This is a genomic window from Magnetococcales bacterium (genome assembly GCA_015231925.1).
In the GTDB taxonomy this organism is placed as follows: domain Bacteria; phylum Pseudomonadota; class Magnetococcia; order Magnetococcales; family JADGAQ01; genus JADGAQ01.
Genome location: JADGAQ010000002.1, coordinates 1 through 16,237, shown reverse-complemented (window position 1 = coordinate 16,237; position 16,237 = coordinate 1). Strand labels below are relative to the sequence as shown.

Sequence of the window (16,237 nt, the reverse complement as noted above, 5' to 3'; positions counted from 1 at the left end):
AACTTTCAATATGTTATCCTTTAAATATCAAAAAGGAAGTAACTATTCAGATATACGGGGGTTCGGGGGGGATTATCCCCCCCGACGGATCCAGGACAGCGCCCTGGGACTCTTCCTTTTGCCGTTGACGTTATGACCTCCCGGGGTCCAGGGGGTACCCCTGGGACTTATTCTTTCGCTGTTGATACGGTCATGTCCCGCTGTGCAGGATCCTGAACAGTTACCATTGCAGTTTGGTTGCGGCTATGCCGCGCTATGAGGGACTGAACATGTTGTCGGGGAGAGACTCCCCAAGCAATTCTCCCAGTTTCCGATAGGCCTCGAACTGCTCCTCACTGAACCATTGGTCGGAGGTGGGTTCCTGCGGAAACAAGGGATGGGTGGCTGCGTAGTACAGCACATCGGCAGCCTTTTTCTCGAACGGCCTCGGAAGCGAGGCCTTGAGATAGATCAGTTTCCCGTCTTTCAGGTTCTTGAACCAGGGCAGGGGACTTGTACTATAACGGATTGTTCCTTCCACAAAATTTTCGTCACTGCCCACTACGGTTCCCGAAGTGGAATTTGATGATGCGGCAGGCCGGATGGGCAGTGGATCGATGTCGATTTCGACGCCGAAATCGGTACGAATCTTGTGGATAGCGTTGCCCAAGTCGTCGAAAACGTAGTCAGGATCCGCTCCGGCATCGCTGGCCAGGATGACGGTACAACGTCGTCGCACCAGTTCGTAAATGCCGAGATTCTCGAAGTGGCCGCCGTCGCTCAGGTTGACTAGCGGTTGAGAGGCATCGGCTTGAGCCGTCATTTCCTTGTAGAGAGTTGTCAGGAGGGTGGCTTTTGGTGGAGTTTTATTCCATTCATCTTTTGCCGGATTCGTCAACCACCATCCCAGGCGTGCGCCCAGGAGGGCCAGAAGCATCGACAGACCCGGTTTGGTATGAAATCCCTCCAGAGGGCTGGCGGCGGCTCCGGAGATGGTCATGGCCAAGTCGAGCTTGAGAGGTAGAGAGGCGTCCTTGCCGTAGTCCTTTGTGGGTTTGTATGCATTGGTGACGCCTGCGCTGAAACCGCAATAGAGCGGGGAAAAGAGAAAGGCGGCTCCCTGACGATTTTGCCAAGCCAGGTCGTTTTTCCGGCCCGTCAGATTCAAGGTGGTGTTGATCAGAAAATAGGGGCGGATGCCTACCAAATCGGCCAGTTTGGGGGAGTCCCCAGGGTCGACGCCGGTTTCGGAAGGCGGGTGACGACGATTCGGATTGCTGGCGCCAAGATAGGCGTTGGTCAAGCGGTTGCGGTAGAAGCCGTGCAGCGAAAAAAGATTGGCATCTATCAGGTGCGACAATAATAGCGATATTTCAGCCAAAACCAACCCGATGGCTATGCCCCACCAGGGCGAAATTTTTTCCAGCAGTTTAAGATTTTCCTGATACATTTCACCATAGTAGGGGGAATGTTTTCCCTCGCTGACGAGGCATTTTTGTGTCTGGCAGTCGGGTTGGGCGCCGGTGTTTACCACGACCACCTGGCACGGGGTGCAGGAGGGGGGCGTGTTGGCGGAGGCTTTGGTGTCCGCGAACCTTTCAACAAAACCGTAACGCACCCCCAAGGCCATGAAACCAACCAGCAGCAGCATCAACAGATAGGGAGCGGTGGCGACAAGGCCTTCGATCAACTGATTTTTCCAGCCTTTTCCAGCCTTGGCGCCTTCTCCGCCGGTGCTGGAGCCCGCTGCCAGCCATCGGACCAGAAAGGCGTAGACGACACTGGTGCCGCCGGCGAGGGCAAAGTGTTCCGTCCAGTCGATCAGCGGTAGTACAAGCAGAAATATCAGGAAGGGCAGGCTCCAGATCAGGGAGTATTGCAGCAGCCGTCCCGCGAGGCGGCTGATCCAGAAATAGGCCTCGTCGGGCAGAAGGCGACCAATCACACCGAGGTGAACGGAGGCCGCCAGGGCGAACAGCAGGCAGGCGAGTGGCACCCCAAATCCCGCCAGTTCCCAGGAGGAGTTCCAGGATCCTTGCTGCAGGAGGACGGGGAGGAGGAAACCGGCGATGGCGAAAATGGGAAATCCGGCAAAAAGAGAGCGAAGAAACAAGTGATCCCATAGGCTCTTTCTGGACAGGAACATCCAAGAACCGATACTTACGCCGAGGAAGTAAACCGTGCCGACGGATAAACCGAAATGCAGAGGGGAGAGGGGGGTCGAATCCTTACAGAAGCCGAACGCCAGTATCGCCAAGACCATTCCGAAAGCGGTTGGTTTTGTTGAGATGGAATCGGAGTTGGTGTTGTCGTCGATCAATCGGGCCAGGGCTCTGCCAAAAAGAAAGGCTGCTACCGAGCCAAAAAACAGGAAGATAATTTGGAAGGACGAAGTCGGAAGATATTTTACGCCATTGACCAGTCCAGCCAGGATGGATAAAACGCCTGAAACGAACAGAGTCAACACCAGACTTGACAGGAAAACGTTGCGAAACTGGTAGGTGATTCCGGTCAGAGTATCCAGGGTCAACAAACCTTTGCGTGGGGTGAGGTAGTTGCTGTAGGTCCTCAGCCAAGCTACGGGTTTTGCTTCGGTTCCAGATTCGGCATTGGCTGAAGACAGCGCGGTCTGAACGGTCTCCATGCCCTTGGGCGACTGCTTGGCCCAGGTCATCAACCAGGAGCCGATATAGCCGCCGCCCGAAACGGTGGAGAGGTAAGAAAAAGAGGTGAGTACCCTCTTTTTGGCCAGTGCCTGAATCAGGCCCAGGTTGAAGGTGGCACTGCGAATGCCTCCGCCCGAAAGAGCCAGTCCTATCGGTTCACCAGAGAGGTAGCCCTCGCTACGGAGCTTTTTCTGTTCCTCTTCGATGGCATATCCCCAGGTCATATACTCCCCCTGTATTTAGAGTATGGATGATTTACTTTACCTCGCACTCATAATTAGTACTATTATTATCAAAGAAACCTTTTAGCTTCTCGCAGCGATCCGTGATGCGCTCTTTGAATTTGGCCTTCATGTCCGTCGCTGTTGTGGGGCAGGTCATGGGTATTGTCTCGGCTTTTTTTCCAGTGTTTGCATAGCAGTAGCAACTATTGTGGAAGGCGTCGAAATAGAGCTTGTCCTCCAGGATTTGAATGAGCAATCCTGCCGCTTGCTCCCGATTTGAAGAGAGCAATAGATCGGCCGGTTTCTTGCCGATCTTTATGGAGGGTTCGATCGATGCCAAGGCCACTTTGCTTAATTCCACAACGACATCGCCGTGTGGAAGAAAAAAGTAAGCTGATTTTTCATCATCCATCTTTTTGATCAGCTCAAGCGATGGTTTTATTTTGCTCACGATCTTTTCAGCAAAGAACTTTGAGTCCTCTTTCGAGAAGCCGTAATTCTCAAGCGTCCGATATCCGTGTCCAACGACAGCTGCCAAGACGGCGTAGGAACGAATAACCCGGTCATCGAAGGTTACGTTCTTCGGGTCGGCGGAGATGGGGCAAAATCTATCCAATACCTTTTCGACCTTCTCGTCCAACAAGACGCTGGCCATTTCATCCGGTAAAGGAAGAAGCGTTGCACATCCGGATACACCGAATAGCACGGTCAACAAGGATAAAAGAGTCCATATCTTCCTGTTAGTCATCTTCCACTCCGCTAAGATTTGAGATATATGAAATCTAATAAAGTAAAGTGAAGGCTGACAAACCTTCGGCTTTACCGGGGCGACAGTTTAAGTTCAATGTTTCCGATAATTGTCCGCTCTTGTTTTAATTTGTTAATTTAAATTTCTTTAGTAGTTTGAAATGAAAAAATATTAACTGTTCGGATATATGGGGGGCGGCGGGGATTATCCCTCCCCCTCGACGGGTCCAGGGCAGCGCCCTGGGACTCTTCCGTTTGCTGTTGACTTCCGACCCCATGGGATCCAGGGGGCACCCCTGGGACTTTTCCTTTCGCCGTTGACACAATCATGCTGCACCGTTCAGGGGTCTGAATAGTTACAATGGAATTACTCTTCTGACACACGATCACTCTTTGAATGACGCAAATTACCCCCTAAATTATGTTCTTTGGCCATATTGGCCCGCATTGCGGAGTATCCTGGAGCGATTAAATCCTTAGCTTTAAGACCGTATTGTTTACGATATTGATCCTGGGTTATTCCGTGTTTTGCAATGAGATGTCTCTTAAGGGTGCGGAATTTTTTGGAGCAGACCAGGCATCTCACGGTTTCCTTGTCTGCGGCATCGTCGAAGACGGGAACATTGGTGGGGGCGGAAGAGGGGATTTCATGCGTTTTCAGGATGGCGCCTGCGGGTATTTTACCGGATGTTTGCCTGCTTGTTTCGGCGGCAAAGCCGGAAAGGGTATTGTACACCTCTTCCAGCAGGGGTTTGATCTCCTTGGCGGCCATTTCGTTACGGGTGACGAAGGCGGTAACCAGTTCTGCGGTGCGTTTGATGAGCTCCAAAGACATGTTGGAGAGACTCCGGGAAAAGGGCATATGGATATGGGAATTGGACAAAGCAAATAGTTTATGAAGAGGAACCGACTCTCTTCTTGTCATGGAGCGTGACGGCTCCGTTCCGGTTGATTCTCTTTGTAGCGAAGGATGATGTAATCGGCAAGTGGTGATGTGGTCTTTTTTGAATTTATTTAGGCTGTTTGGAAGGTGCTGGCGGGACCGGTGAATAATGATGTATAATTATTATATATAATTGTTTGACAGGGAAATATATTATAGCTTGCTAATTTATTGTGCTTATAGATGCAAAACTAATGATATAAATAATTCCTATCTGCAAATGAGACGGTTGCGCTCTCTGAAGCCATGTTATTGACCCGAAGGCAAGCGAAACGATTCGGGAACACGGGGTTCAGAGGGGATGTTTTCCCCCCGAACCCCGTGTTTTTGCAGGACAAGCTTGAAAGAAGAGCGGCTGAAGACGGAAGAGGGGGTCCCAGGGTGCTGCCGGAACCGTCGGAGCCCCCGAATCCCCGTAGGGGGGAAAGAGAGTCGCACAGGAAAGCGGAGAGGGGGATACGACGAAAAACGGTCCACCGGAGGGCCTGAGCCCTCCGGTTCCCCACCACGGACCTTGAATCAGAAACCCATGCCCATCTGAATGTACCCGCAGGGACAGGCCTGCTGACAGACGTGACACCCGTTGCAGCGGGTGTAGTCGGTAAACATGATACGGCCCTTGGGACGCTTGAGATCGCGATGAATCGCCTCCCGCGGGCAGTAAATCCGGCACTGGTCACAAACGAAACACAAGCCGCAGCTCATGCACCGTTTGGCTTCGGCCAACGCCTGAGAGGTGGACAGGGTCTTGAAAATCTCCGAAAAGTCCTTGGACGCCACCTCCAGGTCGATATGCTCCTCCTCGTTACGCGCCAACGGCTTGTAATAGGAGGGCCGCATCTCCTCGATGCGAACCGGCTTGCCCCGATAAGGCAACTGATAGTTCTCGCCGGTCAAATAGGCATTGATGGCTCGGGCCGCGATGCGTCCGTGACCCACGGAACGGGTGGAAATACCCAGCCCCAGCACGTCGCCGCCGGCGAAAATACCGGCAACCTTGGTGCAATGGGTGGCGTTGGCATCAACCCAACCCCATTTATTGGCCAGCTCCTCCATGCCCTCGACCAACTCGGGCTGCTGCCCGATACCCACGATGACGGTATCCACCGGCAGGGTGAACTCGGAACCGGCAATGGGAACCGGGGAACGACGCCCGGACTTGTCTTTGGGACCAAGTTCCATGCGAATGCACTTGATGGCGGTGGCGCGCCCCCCCTCGGTGACGAAACCCACCGGAGCGGCCAGGAATTCGAAGCGAATGCCTTCGTGTTCGGCCTCCACCACGTCCTTGGTGATGGCCGGCATCTCTTCCCGGGTGCGCCGGTAGAGAATGGTCACCTCGGAGTAGCGGGAGCTGCGCTTGGAAGCCCGAGCGGCGTCGAACATGGTCTTGTCGGCCACGGTATCGACTCCCTCGGCTTCCTGCTCGATGGCATGCTGCGCATCGGCGATGGCGTCGGGATCATGCTTGGCCTCGGCGGCTTCCAGGGCGTTGTTCAGACGCAGGGAAACACGGGCGGCGTCCACGGCGCTGTCACCACCACCGATGACCACCACACGGCGTCCGATCTCCACTTTGGCGCCGGTATTGACCCGGTTGAGGAAGCTGGCGCCGGTGAAGACATTGGCGGAATTCTCCCCCTCGACACCCAGAGCCACACCCTTGTGAGCCCCGGCGGCGATATAGACGGCGTCATATTCCTTGCGCAGTTGCTCGAAGGAGATGTCCCGACCGACCCGGGTGTTGCAGCGCAGCTCCACCCCCAGATCGAGAATGGCCTGAATCTCGCCATCCAGCACATCCTCCGGCAAACGGTAGGAGGGGATGCCGTAACGCAGCATGCCGCCCGCCTTTTCGAAAGCCTCGAAAATGGTCACGGGATAACCGCGACGCGCCAGTTGATAGGCGCAGGAGAGACCGCTGGGACCGGAACCGATCACGGCGATCTTTTTGCTCTGAACCTTGTCGGTGATCTTCTTGAACTTCAGTTTGCGACGCAGGCCATGATCGCCGACGAAGCGCTCCATGTTGTTGATGGCCACGGAGCCGTCCGGCAGATGCTGACGGTTGCAGCCGGTCTCGCAGGGATGGGGGCAAATACGCCCGTGAACTGCGGGCAGGGGATTCTTGTCGGTGAGAATCTCCCAGGCCTGATCCAGCACCTCTTCCGACGACTTGCGCAGCATGTCGGCCTGGGCGATGGTGGTCAGATAGCCGCGAATGTCTTCGCTGCTGGGGCAACTGTCCCGGCACGGAGGCATGCGCTGCACATAGGTCGGGCACTTCCAACTGCTGCCGTTGCGAACCACGATCTCTTCGGGAACGAAGTTCTTCAGGTGGGACTCAACCTCTTCACGGGTTTGCGTACTTAAAATGGACGGGGCAACCATGCACAACCCTCCTAGAACAATTGCATACGCCGACCGCTGACGCGCCGGACGTGACGATTCCGGGGAAAATCCCCGAGCCCCGGCATCGATGCGGAAGGGTTCCGCACCGTGCCTCGGGCCGGGGGATTTGACAGCGCCGCGAAGAGAACTCCTCGCGGCGCTTGATCCGAAGTTGGCCAGGGATGTCGATATCCCCGGCCAACCCGGGGATACACCCGCTACAAACGAACGTGGGTGGAGCGGTTGAAGGTGGTGAAGGCTTCCGGGCTGTCATCAATGTGATACTTGGTGAAGGGGAAGCCGGTCATCTCGAAGAAACGCTGCCAGCCGATGCGCTCGACCCATTCGCCGACCCGTTCCCAGGGTTTGGCGGAGGACTTGTAGGCCTCGATGATGGTGCGCACCGCAGTGCCCACTTCGGGCCAGCGGGGGGGTCTGTTGGGCAGACCCCAGACCGCGAGCTTCATGAAGGTGGGGCCGCCGCGGGTGTTGGCCGTCTTGCCGCCGATCCAGATGGAGAGGGAGTCGGTTTCGGCGTCGCGGATTTCCATGCTGGGGCACTGGCCGTGGCAGGCGCCGCAGTACATGCACTTCTCATCCACCACTTCCACCGACTCCTTGCCGTTGACCACGGCCGGACGAATGGCCGCCGCCGGGCAGATGGCCACCACTTTCGGCAGTTCGCAGATCTGCATGTTGTTGTGGTTGATGCGAGGCGGATGGTGATGCTGGACGATCACGGAGATGTCCGCATGGCTGGCGCAGTTGATCTGGCAGCAGGAGGTGGAGAGGCGCACGCGGTTGGGCAGGCGCTCGTGGGTGAACTCGTCGATCAGTTCGTCCATCATGGCCTTGACCGCGCCGGCGGCGTCGGTGCCGGGCAGGTTGCAGTGCAGCCAACCCTGGGTGTGGGCGATGTTGGAGATCGAAGGACCGGTGCCGCCGATGGGGAAGCCCAGGGTCTTTTCCACGTCCGCGATCAGGGCGGGGATATCCGACTCCTTGCCCAGGAGGAATTCCACGTTGGTGCGGGTGGTGAAACGCAGGAAACCGTCACAGTACTTGTCGGCGATGTCGCAGATTTTGTGGACCGTGGCGGCGCTCATGGTACGGGGGGAACCGGCCCGCACCGTGAAGAGCTTGTCGCCGTTCTCGGCGACATGGACCAGCACGCCGGGCCGGAGCCGCTCGTGGTAGGACCACTTGCCGTAGTTCTTGGTCATCAGGGGATGCAGGTGCTGCGTATAGTCGGGAGCCCCCTGGTTGCGGGGACCCATTTTCTGTTCACTCATGTCGCGCTTCCTTTGGAGAAACGTAGAGGTCGAATTCCATCCATCCCGAAGATCGGGATGGCGTCATGGTCCGTGTCAGGAGGCCGCTTCGGTGAATTCCGGTTCGCGATTCCAGACCGGCGTGATGCGTCCCTTCTCCTCGCCGTCCAAACGACGCGGAGCCAGCTCCTCGAACTTGATGTAGGGGCTGGTGCGGGGACGGGTCACCATGCGGGCGTCCGGCTTCTCCCCGATGCCTTCCAGGAAGGTGCCCAGACCGACGCGATAGATGAACTCGCCGATACGCTCGTGATCCATGCCGTTGTCGTTCCAGAACTCCCAGCAACGATCCACGAAATCGACCAGCTTCTCGTAATCCTCTTCCGTCTCCAGCTTCATGAAGGGCACGATCATGGTGCTCATGGTGTCGCCGATCTTCAGGGTGCGCTTGCCGCCCACGAGGATGGTGACGCCACGATCCTTGCCCGGCTTCAGCGCCTTGTGCATCACGTTGATGCAGTGCATGCAGCGCACGCAGTTCTCGTGCTCGATGACCATTTCGCCGTTGCGCAGGGACATGCAGCGGGTCGGGCAGCGGGTCAGCACGTTGTCGATGACGTACTCCACGCCCTTCTTTTCGATGAAGGCTTTGACTTCCGCCTGATCGACCTGCATCGGGCCGCGCCAGGTGCCGATGATGGGCATGTCGCAGCGCATCATGGCGTTGGCGCAGTCGTTCGGGCATCCGGAGAGCTTGAACTTGAACTTGTAGACGAATTCCGGACGATGCAGGAAATCGATGTAGTGATCCGTCAGGAACTTGGTGGTGCGCATGGTGTCGTAGCAGGCCATTTCGCAACGGGCCTGACCCACGCAGCACTGCAGGGTGCGCAGGGCGCCGCCGGAGCCGCCCAGATCCCAGCCGTCGCTCATCAGGGCTTCCGCGGCCTTGTAGGTGTTCTCGTTGTCGAAGCCCAGCAACAGCACGTCGCCGGTCATGCCGTGCAACTGCAGGATGCCCGCGCCGTACTTGGAGCTGGTATCCGCCAGATTGCGCAGGGACTTGGTATTGTATACCCAGCCCGGCGGCTCGATGATGCGGATGGTATGGAACTGGGCGATATCGGGATACTTGTCCGCCTTCTCGGAGAGACGGGCGATGACCCCGCCGCCGTAACCGGGAACGTTCAGCACGGTTCCGGTCCAGTAGTTCCAGCGATTCTCGTAGGATTCGTTCAACTGGTTCAGCAGTTGGGCCACCTGGGGCTTGACTTTCGACCACGCCTTCAAATCCGTCACAAAACTGGGCCAATCGCCGGATTCCAATTGATCCAGCAACGGCGTTTTCAACTCCGTGACCTGCCCGCTCATTGTTTCATTCCTTTCCTCGTTGGCATTCAGTGATTCAGGTCAAAAACGGACCAAAGGGGCGAACAAACCCTTCAGTTTCTTCTGCATCGCCCGCAGTGCCCGGCGTGTCGCCGAGCCTTTTCTTGTTGTTTGCGATTCGGGGATTTTTTGCAACGCAACATAATAGAATATTCTAAGATTCTCATATTCTCTCGAATTTCCCTTCCCGGTCAAGGAAAAGATCACGGTTTCCTCGCATGCCTCTCTCGATTTCCCCAGGGGGGATCGTGAAAAAAGGGGAGCGTCCGCGTTGCAACCAGGGTACAATGCTCCTGTCGTCCACCCTAGCCGCCACGATCGATCCGAGTCTCATGGAAACCACCATCCCGGACCACAAGTTCAATCAGCTCAGCCAGTTTATCTATCAGCAGTGCGGTATTCAAATGCCGCCTGCCAAAAAAACCATGCTGACGGCGCGTATTCAGAAGCGGTTGCGCACTCTGGGCATGGACTCCTTTTCGGAATACATCGACTGGGTGCTGACGCCGGGTGCGGCCGGGGACGAGCTGATTCACTTCATCGACATCGTCACCACCAACAAGACCGATTTTTTCCGGGAATCGGCCCATTTCGACTACCTGGTGCGGGAGGCCCTGCCCGATCTGATCGCTCGGGAAGGGGCCGGGGTACGGCGTCGTCTCAATGTCTGGAGCGCGGCCTGTTCCTCGGGGGAGGAGCCCTACACCCTGGCCATGGTGCTGGCGGAGTTCGGCGAAAGCCAGGGCTCCTTTCAGGCCTCCATCCTGGCCACGGACATCTCCACCCGGGTCTTGAAAAAGGCCAAGGATGCCATCTACGAACTGGAAAAGGTGGCGCCCATCCCCATGACCCTGAAGAAGAAATACCTGCTCAAAAGCCGGGAGCGTCCCCTGGCCCGCATCGGGCCGGAGTTGCGGCAGATGGTGCGCTTCCAGCGCCTCAATTTCATGGATGCCGATTACGGCTTGAGAGAGCGCATGGATGTGGTCTTCTGTCGCAACGTCATCATCTATTTCGACCGCATCACCACCGAGCAGATTGTCAACAAGATATGTCGTCATCTGATTCCAGGAGGTTATCTTTTCATCGGTCATTCCGAATCTCTGAACAATCTCAACGTGCCGGTCAAACAGGTCGCCCCCACCATCTATCAGTTGCCAAAGTAGTCTGAAAAAGGACTGTTGCCCACATGAGGGACCGACTTACCCAGCACCACTTGGCCATGGCGGTCAATCTCAAACAGGGGGAGTTCTTCATCGGCCAGAATCACGGGGTGGTCACCACCATTCTGGGTTCCTGCGTGGCCTTGACCATCTATCACGCCCCAACCCGTACCGGCATGATGTGTCACGGCATGCTGCCCACCTGCCGGGCGGAGCATCTGGTGGAGCAGGATCATTGCCGGGGGTGGGATGCCAACTGCTTCCGTTACGTGGATTGCGTCGTGGCCCACATGTTGACGGAATGCGCCGACCGCGGTCTGCCCTACCGGGAGTTGCAGCTCAAACTCTTCGGGGGTTCCGACATGCTGATTCATGGCAGGTCGTTCCACAAATCCCGTTTCAGTGTCGGAAAAGCCAACGTCGAATCGGCTCTGAAGATTCTCAGCACCGTCGAACTCCAGCCCATGCGGGTGGACACCGGAGGACATCGGGGACGCAAAATCGTCTTCTTCCTCGAATCCGGCGAGGTGTGGCGACAGTGGTTGCTGAGTAAACGGGAAGTCTGTCTCCTGGGCGATCCGTTCGCTCCAAAACCCTCCTCCGTTTGAGTCCCTCCCAGCCGCACCGGCCCCTTGCGACCCCTTCCGGCCGGCGAAACCCCACCGACTTTATTTTGCACACGGATCACAAAATAAATTGCCGGATTTGTCCAGCCTCTTTATAGTGCTATGGATGATATTCGCAGATCCTATTTACACATTTTTCTTGATAAAAGAGGGGGAGGCGCACGGACATGGAAGCCGGCATCATCCACCTGGGCATCGAGGCCATCGACAGCGAGCATGCGGCCTTGACTGCCCTATTCGATTCCTTGCATTCCCTGAACCATGAGGATCAGGATCCCGCCGCTTTTTCGGAAGCCTGCGGCTTCCTGGAAAACCGGTTGCGGCGTCACTTCACCACCGAAGAACAATTGATGCTGGCCAACGGCTATCGGGATTACGGCATCCACCTGATCCAGCACCAATCCTTCCTGCAGTTTCTCGAAAAAGCCCGTCAGGAGCTGGAGAGTTCTCCGAGCCGTTTTCGGGAGCGCTTTCCCATGGCGCTGCTCTATCTGCGTTTCACCAACCACATTGCCGAGCATGATCGTCGTTTGAGCCAGTTCCTGCGGGCGTTGTTCAAGGTGACCTCCCTCGCCGCGCCCCTCTCCACTCTGGCGGACAACCGGGACTATCGCGCCAATACCCGTCTTTATCTGCGGATTCCCGCCGAATTGCATCTGCCCAACGGCACGCTGTTCCGGGGACAGACCCGGGATATCAGCTTTGCCGGTATCGATTTTCATTGTCCGGTGTTGGCGGGGGTCATTCCGGAGAACGTGGTTTGCCAACTGCGTCTGTTCCTGTTCAATGCCACTTCGGAAGAGACGGTGGCTTTCCCCTGTCGCATGGTGGGACCGCGACAGAACGGTGCGGGCTTGCAGTTCATCAGCATCGATACGGACGATTACCGGATTTTCGAACAGTTCATGTTGCACCACTATGCCAACACGGAACGGCTGATGCGGGAGCTGGGGCGGTTGCGAGAGCCTCGGGAGTCCGGCGTGGCCTGGCTGCAGCAGGCCTGAAGGATGCCTGGGGGGACTAAATTCTTTGACTTTCAATATGTTATCTTTTAAGTATCAAAAAAAGGAAATGTTCTGTTCTTTGACGTTTCATTTAGATCATCCTGACGGCTTGCTTCGCAAGTTTTGCAAAGGGCTCTTCCGGGAGCATATTGCGATGGGCTCCTTTCTGAAAAAGTCAAAGGACAGAACATTTCCTTTTTTTGATACTTAAAAGATAACATATTGAAAGGCAAAGGATGATGATTTGCCTGTTTGATCAGACCGACCGGGGGGGGAGAGATCCCCCCCTTTTTTTGGTCGTTCTTATTGGGAATAAGACTTCTGTTGCCAGTAGTCACGATTTTCCTGTTTCTGCTCCTGCTTCTGATTCTGCCATTCCCCGCTCTGCTGCTGCCGGTGATCCTGCATCTCCTGTTTCTGCCCCTGAATATACTCCTGCCGCTCTTTTTGACGCTGCTGATGGTATTCCTGCTGGGCTTTGCGCCGTTCCTCCGGGGTCATGTTGCTGTTTTGCATCTGCTGGCGAAAGGCGCGGTCCTGCTCGAACTGCTTTTTGCGAAACTCCTGATTCTCTTCCCGTTGGGTTTCGCGGAAGTTCTGGTTTTCCTGCCGTTGCTGGCGGCGCACGCCCTGGTTTTCCTGCCGTTGCTGGTTCCGGAAGGAGTTGGGCTCTCCCGGGGGGTTGCCCTGAAAACCGCTACCCGGACCACCCTGAGGCCCCGGCGGATTGCGCATGCCCGTTCCGGGTCCGCCTTGAGGCCCCGGGGGATTGCGCATGCCCGTTCCGGGTCCGCCTTGAGGCCCCGGCGGATTGCGCATGCCCGTTCCGGGTCCGCCTTGAGGTCCGGGCGGATTGCGCATGCCCATTCCGGGTCCGCCTTGAGGTCCGGGCGGATTGCGCATGCCAGGCCCGCCTTGCATGCCGGGGGCACCCCGGAAGCCGGGACGACCCCGGTCGCCGGAAGCATTCTGCTCCTCGGCGTGGGCCACGATACCTGCTCCTCCGACCAGCAGAGCCAAACCCAAAACCCAAAGCCCACGCATGCCCATGCCTGATATCTCCTGATGAACGTCGTCAGATTATCCCCGCCAAAAACGCCATGTCAGCGTAAAGTGACGATTCTGTCAAGCATTCGCCCCCGAGAGATTGCATAATGGGATTGGAGAGCTTATCTGGAGGGTACGAGTCACCTTGAGAGGAGTTGCACCATGCGCCAGGACAAGTTGACCATCAAGGCCCAGGAAGCCTTGCAGGAGGCGGTTGGATTGGCCGCCGGTCTTTCCCATCAGCAACTGGAACCGCACCATCTGTTGGCGGCCTTTCTGGCCCAACCGGAAGGGGTGCTGATCCGGCTTCTGGAGAAGTTACGCCTCTCCCCCGTCCCGTTGCGGGAGAGAATCGGCCTGTTGCTGGAAAAGTTGCCACGGGTCGAGGGAGCGGGAGCCAACCAGGTGATGCCTTCCCGGCGTCTGCAGGCCTTGTGGCAGGCGGCGGATCAGGTGGCTGCGGGCATGAAGGACGACTATACCGGCGTGGAGCATTTTCTCCTGGCCATGTTGCGGGAGCGGGAGGAGGGGCCCGGCTCGGTGCTGCGGGAGGCGGGGGTGGATGAGGCCAAACTCCTGGCTGCCCTGAAAACGGTGCGCGGTGGACAGCGCATCACCTCTCCGGATCCGGAGGGCACCTATCAGGCCCTGGAGCGATATGCCCGGGATCTGACCGAACTGGCCCGGCAGGGTCGTCTCGATCCGGTCATCGGGCGGGACGAGGAGATTCGTCGCACCATTCAGGTCCTTTCGCGGCGCACCAAGAACAATCCGGTGCTGATCGGCGAGCCGGGGGTGGGCAAGACGGCCATTGTGGAGGGTCTGGCCCTGCGCATCGTGCATCAGGACGTGCCCGAATCCCTGCGGGACAAGCGACTGGTGGCTTTGGATCTGGGGTCGCTGGTGGCGGGGGCCAAATTTCGCGGCGAGTTCGAGGAGCGGCTCAAGGCGGTGCTCAAGGAGGTGCAGCAGGCCGATGGCGGCATCATCCTTTTTATCGACGAGATGCACACCCTGGTGGGTGCGGGACGGGCGGACGGGGCCATGGACGCCTCCAATCTGCTGAAACCCGCCTTGGCACGGGGGGAGCTGCATTGCGTGGGGGCCACCACTCTGGACGAATACCGCAAGCATGTGGAGAAGGATGCTGCTTTGGAACGGCGTTTCCAGCCGGTGCTGGTGGGCGAACCCTCGGTGGAGGAGACCATCTCCATTTTGCGGGGTCTCAAGGAGAAGTACGAACTGCACCACGGGGTGCGCATCACCGATGCGGCCCTGATCACGGCGGCCACCTTGTCGGATCGTTATATCGCCGATCGTTTCCTGCCGGACAAGGCCATCGATCTGATGGACGAAGCGGCGGCGGCCATTCGCATGACCATGACATCCAAGCCCCAGGCCATCGACGAGATGGACCGGCGCATTCTGCAATTGCAGATCGAGGCTTCGGCTCTGGTTCGGGAGCGCAACGCGGCGGATCGTCTGGAGGCGGTGCGCAAGGAGCTGGCGGTGTTGCAGGCCGAATCGGCCCGGTTGACCGGCTTGTGGCAGCTTGAGAAAGAGGGTATCGCCTCGCAGCAGCGCCTCAAGGAGGAGTTGGAGGGGCGTCGCCGGGAGTTGGAAGAGGCCTCGCGTCGCGGGGATCTGGCTCGGGCGGGGGAGCTGCGTTACGGCATACTGCCGGAGCTGGAGAAGCGCTTGGCGGATGTTTCCGCCCGGGGTGACGCCGGGGATCATCTGTTGCGGGAGGAGGTGGACAGCGAGGATATCGCTGCCGTGGTCTCCCGCTGGAGCGGTGTTCCGGTGACGCGCATGCTGGAGGGGGAGCGGGTCAAGCTGCTGGAGATGGAGTCGCGGCTGGCGCGGCGGGTGGTGGGTCAGGAGCGGGCCCTGCAGGCGGTTTCCCGTGCAGTGCGTCGGGCGCGGGCGGGATTGCGGGATCCGGGGCGGCCCATGGGCGCCTTTCTCTTTCTCGGTCCCACCGGGGTGGGCAAAACGGAGTTGTCCAAGGCCCTGGCGGCCTTTCTCTTCGACGACGAGCAGGCCATGGTACGGCTCGACATGTCGGAGTATATGGAAAAGCATGCGGTTTCCCGGCTGCTGGGCGCGCCTCCCGGCTATGTGGGCTACGACGAGGGGGGGCAGCTCACCGAAGCGGTGCGGCGTCGGCCTTACAGCGTCATTTTGCTTGACGAGATCGAAAAGGCCCATCCGGAGGTATTCAATATCTTGTTGCAGGTGCTGGATGACGGGCGGCTCACCGATGGCCAGGGGCGCACCGTCTCTTTTGCCAACACGCTGGTGATCATGACCTCGAATGCGGGTTCGGCCCGGTTGCAGACATTGGGGGAGGAGGATTACGAGACGTTGCATCGGGAGGCCATGGTGGAATTGCAGGTTTACTTCCGGCCCGAGTTTCTAAACCGGCTGGATGAGGTGGTGGTGTTTCAGCGACTGGCGCCGGAGCATCTGGCGGCTATCGTGGAGATACAGCTGGATGTTCTGCGGCAGCGGCTGGCGGCACGAGGCATGACCTTGCAGGCCACGGAGGAGGCGCGGCAGCGGTTGTCGGAGTGGGGTTACGATCCGGTCTACGGGGCGCGTCCGTTGCGGCGGCTGATCGAGCGGCTGGTACAGGATCCGTTGGCGGAAGGGATACTGGCGGGGCGGTTCGGGGAGGGGGCCAAACTGCTCTTGGAGGTTGAGGGCGATCGGCTGAAGCTCGGGTAAACCATAACGGGGGTCCGGGGGGGATTATCCCCCCCGGCGGGGTTCGGGGCAGCGCCC

General features: G+C 57.8%; 11 protein-coding genes. 4 read left to right on the top strand and 7 right to left on the bottom strand.

Annotated elements, in window-relative coordinates; translation table 11 throughout:
* Positions 1–253: 253 nt before the first annotated feature.
* From HQL56_00470 to dsrA, 6 genes are all read right to left on the bottom strand, one after another.
* Positions 254–2,869 (bottom strand): hypothetical protein, encoded by a 2,616-nt coding sequence (locus HQL56_00470; GenBank protein MBF0307987.1) that lies wholly within the window; start codon positions 2,867–2,869, stop codon positions 254–256.
* A 31-nt stretch (positions 2,870–2,900) separates the two neighbouring features.
* Positions 2,901–3,617, bottom strand: coding sequence for a hypothetical protein (locus tag HQL56_00465; protein MBF0307986.1), 717 nt, complete (start codon positions 3,615–3,617; stop codon positions 2,901–2,903).
* 366 nt (positions 3,618–3,983) lie between these two features.
* Positions 3,984–4,451 carry a MucR family transcriptional regulator gene (locus HQL56_00460; protein ID MBF0307985.1) on the bottom strand — a complete coding sequence of 156 codons (468 nt, stop codon included), beginning with the start codon at positions 4,449–4,451 and terminating at the stop codon, positions 3,984–3,986.
* Positions 4,452–5,078: 627 nt separating this feature from the next.
* A complete protein-coding gene (locus HQL56_00455; protein MBF0307984.1) occupies positions 5,079–6,950 on the bottom strand; it encodes an FAD-dependent oxidoreductase in 1,872 nt (623 codons plus the stop codon).
* 218 nt (positions 6,951–7,168) lie between these two features.
* Positions 7,169–8,242 (bottom strand): dissimilatory-type sulfite reductase subunit beta, encoded by a 1,074-nt coding sequence (gene dsrB, locus HQL56_00450; protein ID MBF0307983.1) that lies wholly within the window; start codon positions 8,240–8,242, stop codon positions 7,169–7,171.
* 75 nt (positions 8,243–8,317) lie between these two features.
* Positions 8,318–9,592: a dissimilatory-type sulfite reductase subunit alpha gene (gene dsrA, locus HQL56_00445; protein ID MBF0307982.1), complete on the bottom strand. Its 1,275-nt coding sequence runs from the start codon at positions 9,590–9,592 to the stop codon at positions 8,318–8,320.
* A 350-nt stretch (positions 9,593–9,942) separates the two neighbouring features.
* On the opposite strand from dsrA, the gene HQL56_00440 reads away from it, so the two are divergent.
* From HQL56_00440 to HQL56_00430, 3 genes are all read left to right on the top strand, one after another.
* Positions 9,943–10,776, top strand: coding sequence for a protein-glutamate O-methyltransferase (locus tag HQL56_00440; GenBank protein ID MBF0307981.1), 834 nt, complete (start codon positions 9,943–9,945; stop codon positions 10,774–10,776).
* 23 nt (positions 10,777–10,799) lie between these two features.
* Positions 10,800–11,381 (top strand): chemotaxis protein CheD, encoded by a 582-nt coding sequence (locus tag HQL56_00435; GenBank protein ID MBF0307980.1) that lies wholly within the window; start codon positions 10,800–10,802, stop codon positions 11,379–11,381.
* A gap of 185 nt (positions 11,382–11,566) precedes the next feature.
* Positions 11,567–12,403, top strand: coding sequence for a hemerythrin domain-containing protein (locus tag HQL56_00430; protein MBF0307979.1), 837 nt, complete (start codon positions 11,567–11,569; stop codon positions 12,401–12,403).
* Positions 12,404–12,706: 303 nt separating this feature from the next.
* On the opposite strand, the gene HQL56_00425 is transcribed toward HQL56_00430, so the two are convergent.
* Positions 12,707–13,453: a hypothetical protein gene (locus HQL56_00425; protein ID MBF0307978.1), complete on the bottom strand. Its 747-nt coding sequence runs from the start codon at positions 13,451–13,453 to the stop codon at positions 12,707–12,709.
* Between the two features lie 159 nt (positions 13,454–13,612).
* Here HQL56_00425 and clpB point away from each other — a divergent pair, with 159 nt between their 5' ends.
* Entirely contained in the window at positions 13,613–16,180 is a 2,568-nt protein-coding gene (gene clpB, locus HQL56_00420) for an ATP-dependent chaperone ClpB (GenBank protein MBF0307977.1), read from the top strand.
* Positions 16,181–16,237: the final 57 nt, after the last annotated feature.

Excerpts from the sequence above, each read along its gene's own strand:
- dsrB (MBF0307983.1), bottom strand. The coding sequence starts at position 8,242 with ATGAGTGAACAGAAAATGGGTCCCCGCAACCAGGGGGCTCCCGACTAT.
- HQL56_00435 (MBF0307980.1), top strand. The coding sequence starts at position 10,800 with ATGAGGGACCGACTTACCCAGCACCACTTGGCCATGGCGGTCAATCTC.
- HQL56_00460 (MBF0307985.1), bottom strand. The coding sequence starts at position 4,451 with ATGTCTTTGGAGCTCATCAAACGCACCGCAGAACTGGTTACCGCCTTC.
- clpB (MBF0307977.1), top strand. The coding sequence starts at position 13,613 with ATGCGCCAGGACAAGTTGACCATCAAGGCCCAGGAAGCCTTGCAGGAG.
- HQL56_00470 (MBF0307987.1), bottom strand. The coding sequence starts at position 2,869 with ATGACCTGGGGATATGCCATCGAAGAGGAACAGAAAAAGCTCCGTAGC.
- HQL56_00465 (MBF0307986.1), bottom strand. The coding sequence starts at position 3,617 with ATGACTAACAGGAAGATATGGACTCTTTTATCCTTGTTGACCGTGCTA.
- HQL56_00440 (MBF0307981.1), top strand. The coding sequence starts at position 9,943 with ATGGAAACCACCATCCCGGACCACAAGTTCAATCAGCTCAGCCAGTTT.
- HQL56_00425 (MBF0307978.1), bottom strand. The coding sequence starts at position 13,453 with ATGGGCATGCGTGGGCTTTGGGTTTTGGGTTTGGCTCTGCTGGTCGGA.
- HQL56_00455 (MBF0307984.1), bottom strand. The coding sequence starts at position 6,950 with ATGGTTGCCCCGTCCATTTTAAGTACGCAAACCCGTGAAGAGGTTGAG.
- HQL56_00430 (MBF0307979.1), top strand. The coding sequence starts at position 11,567 with ATGGAAGCCGGCATCATCCACCTGGGCATCGAGGCCATCGACAGCGAG.
- dsrA (MBF0307982.1), bottom strand. The coding sequence starts at position 9,592 with ATGAGCGGGCAGGTCACGGAGTTGAAAACGCCGTTGCTGGATCAATTG.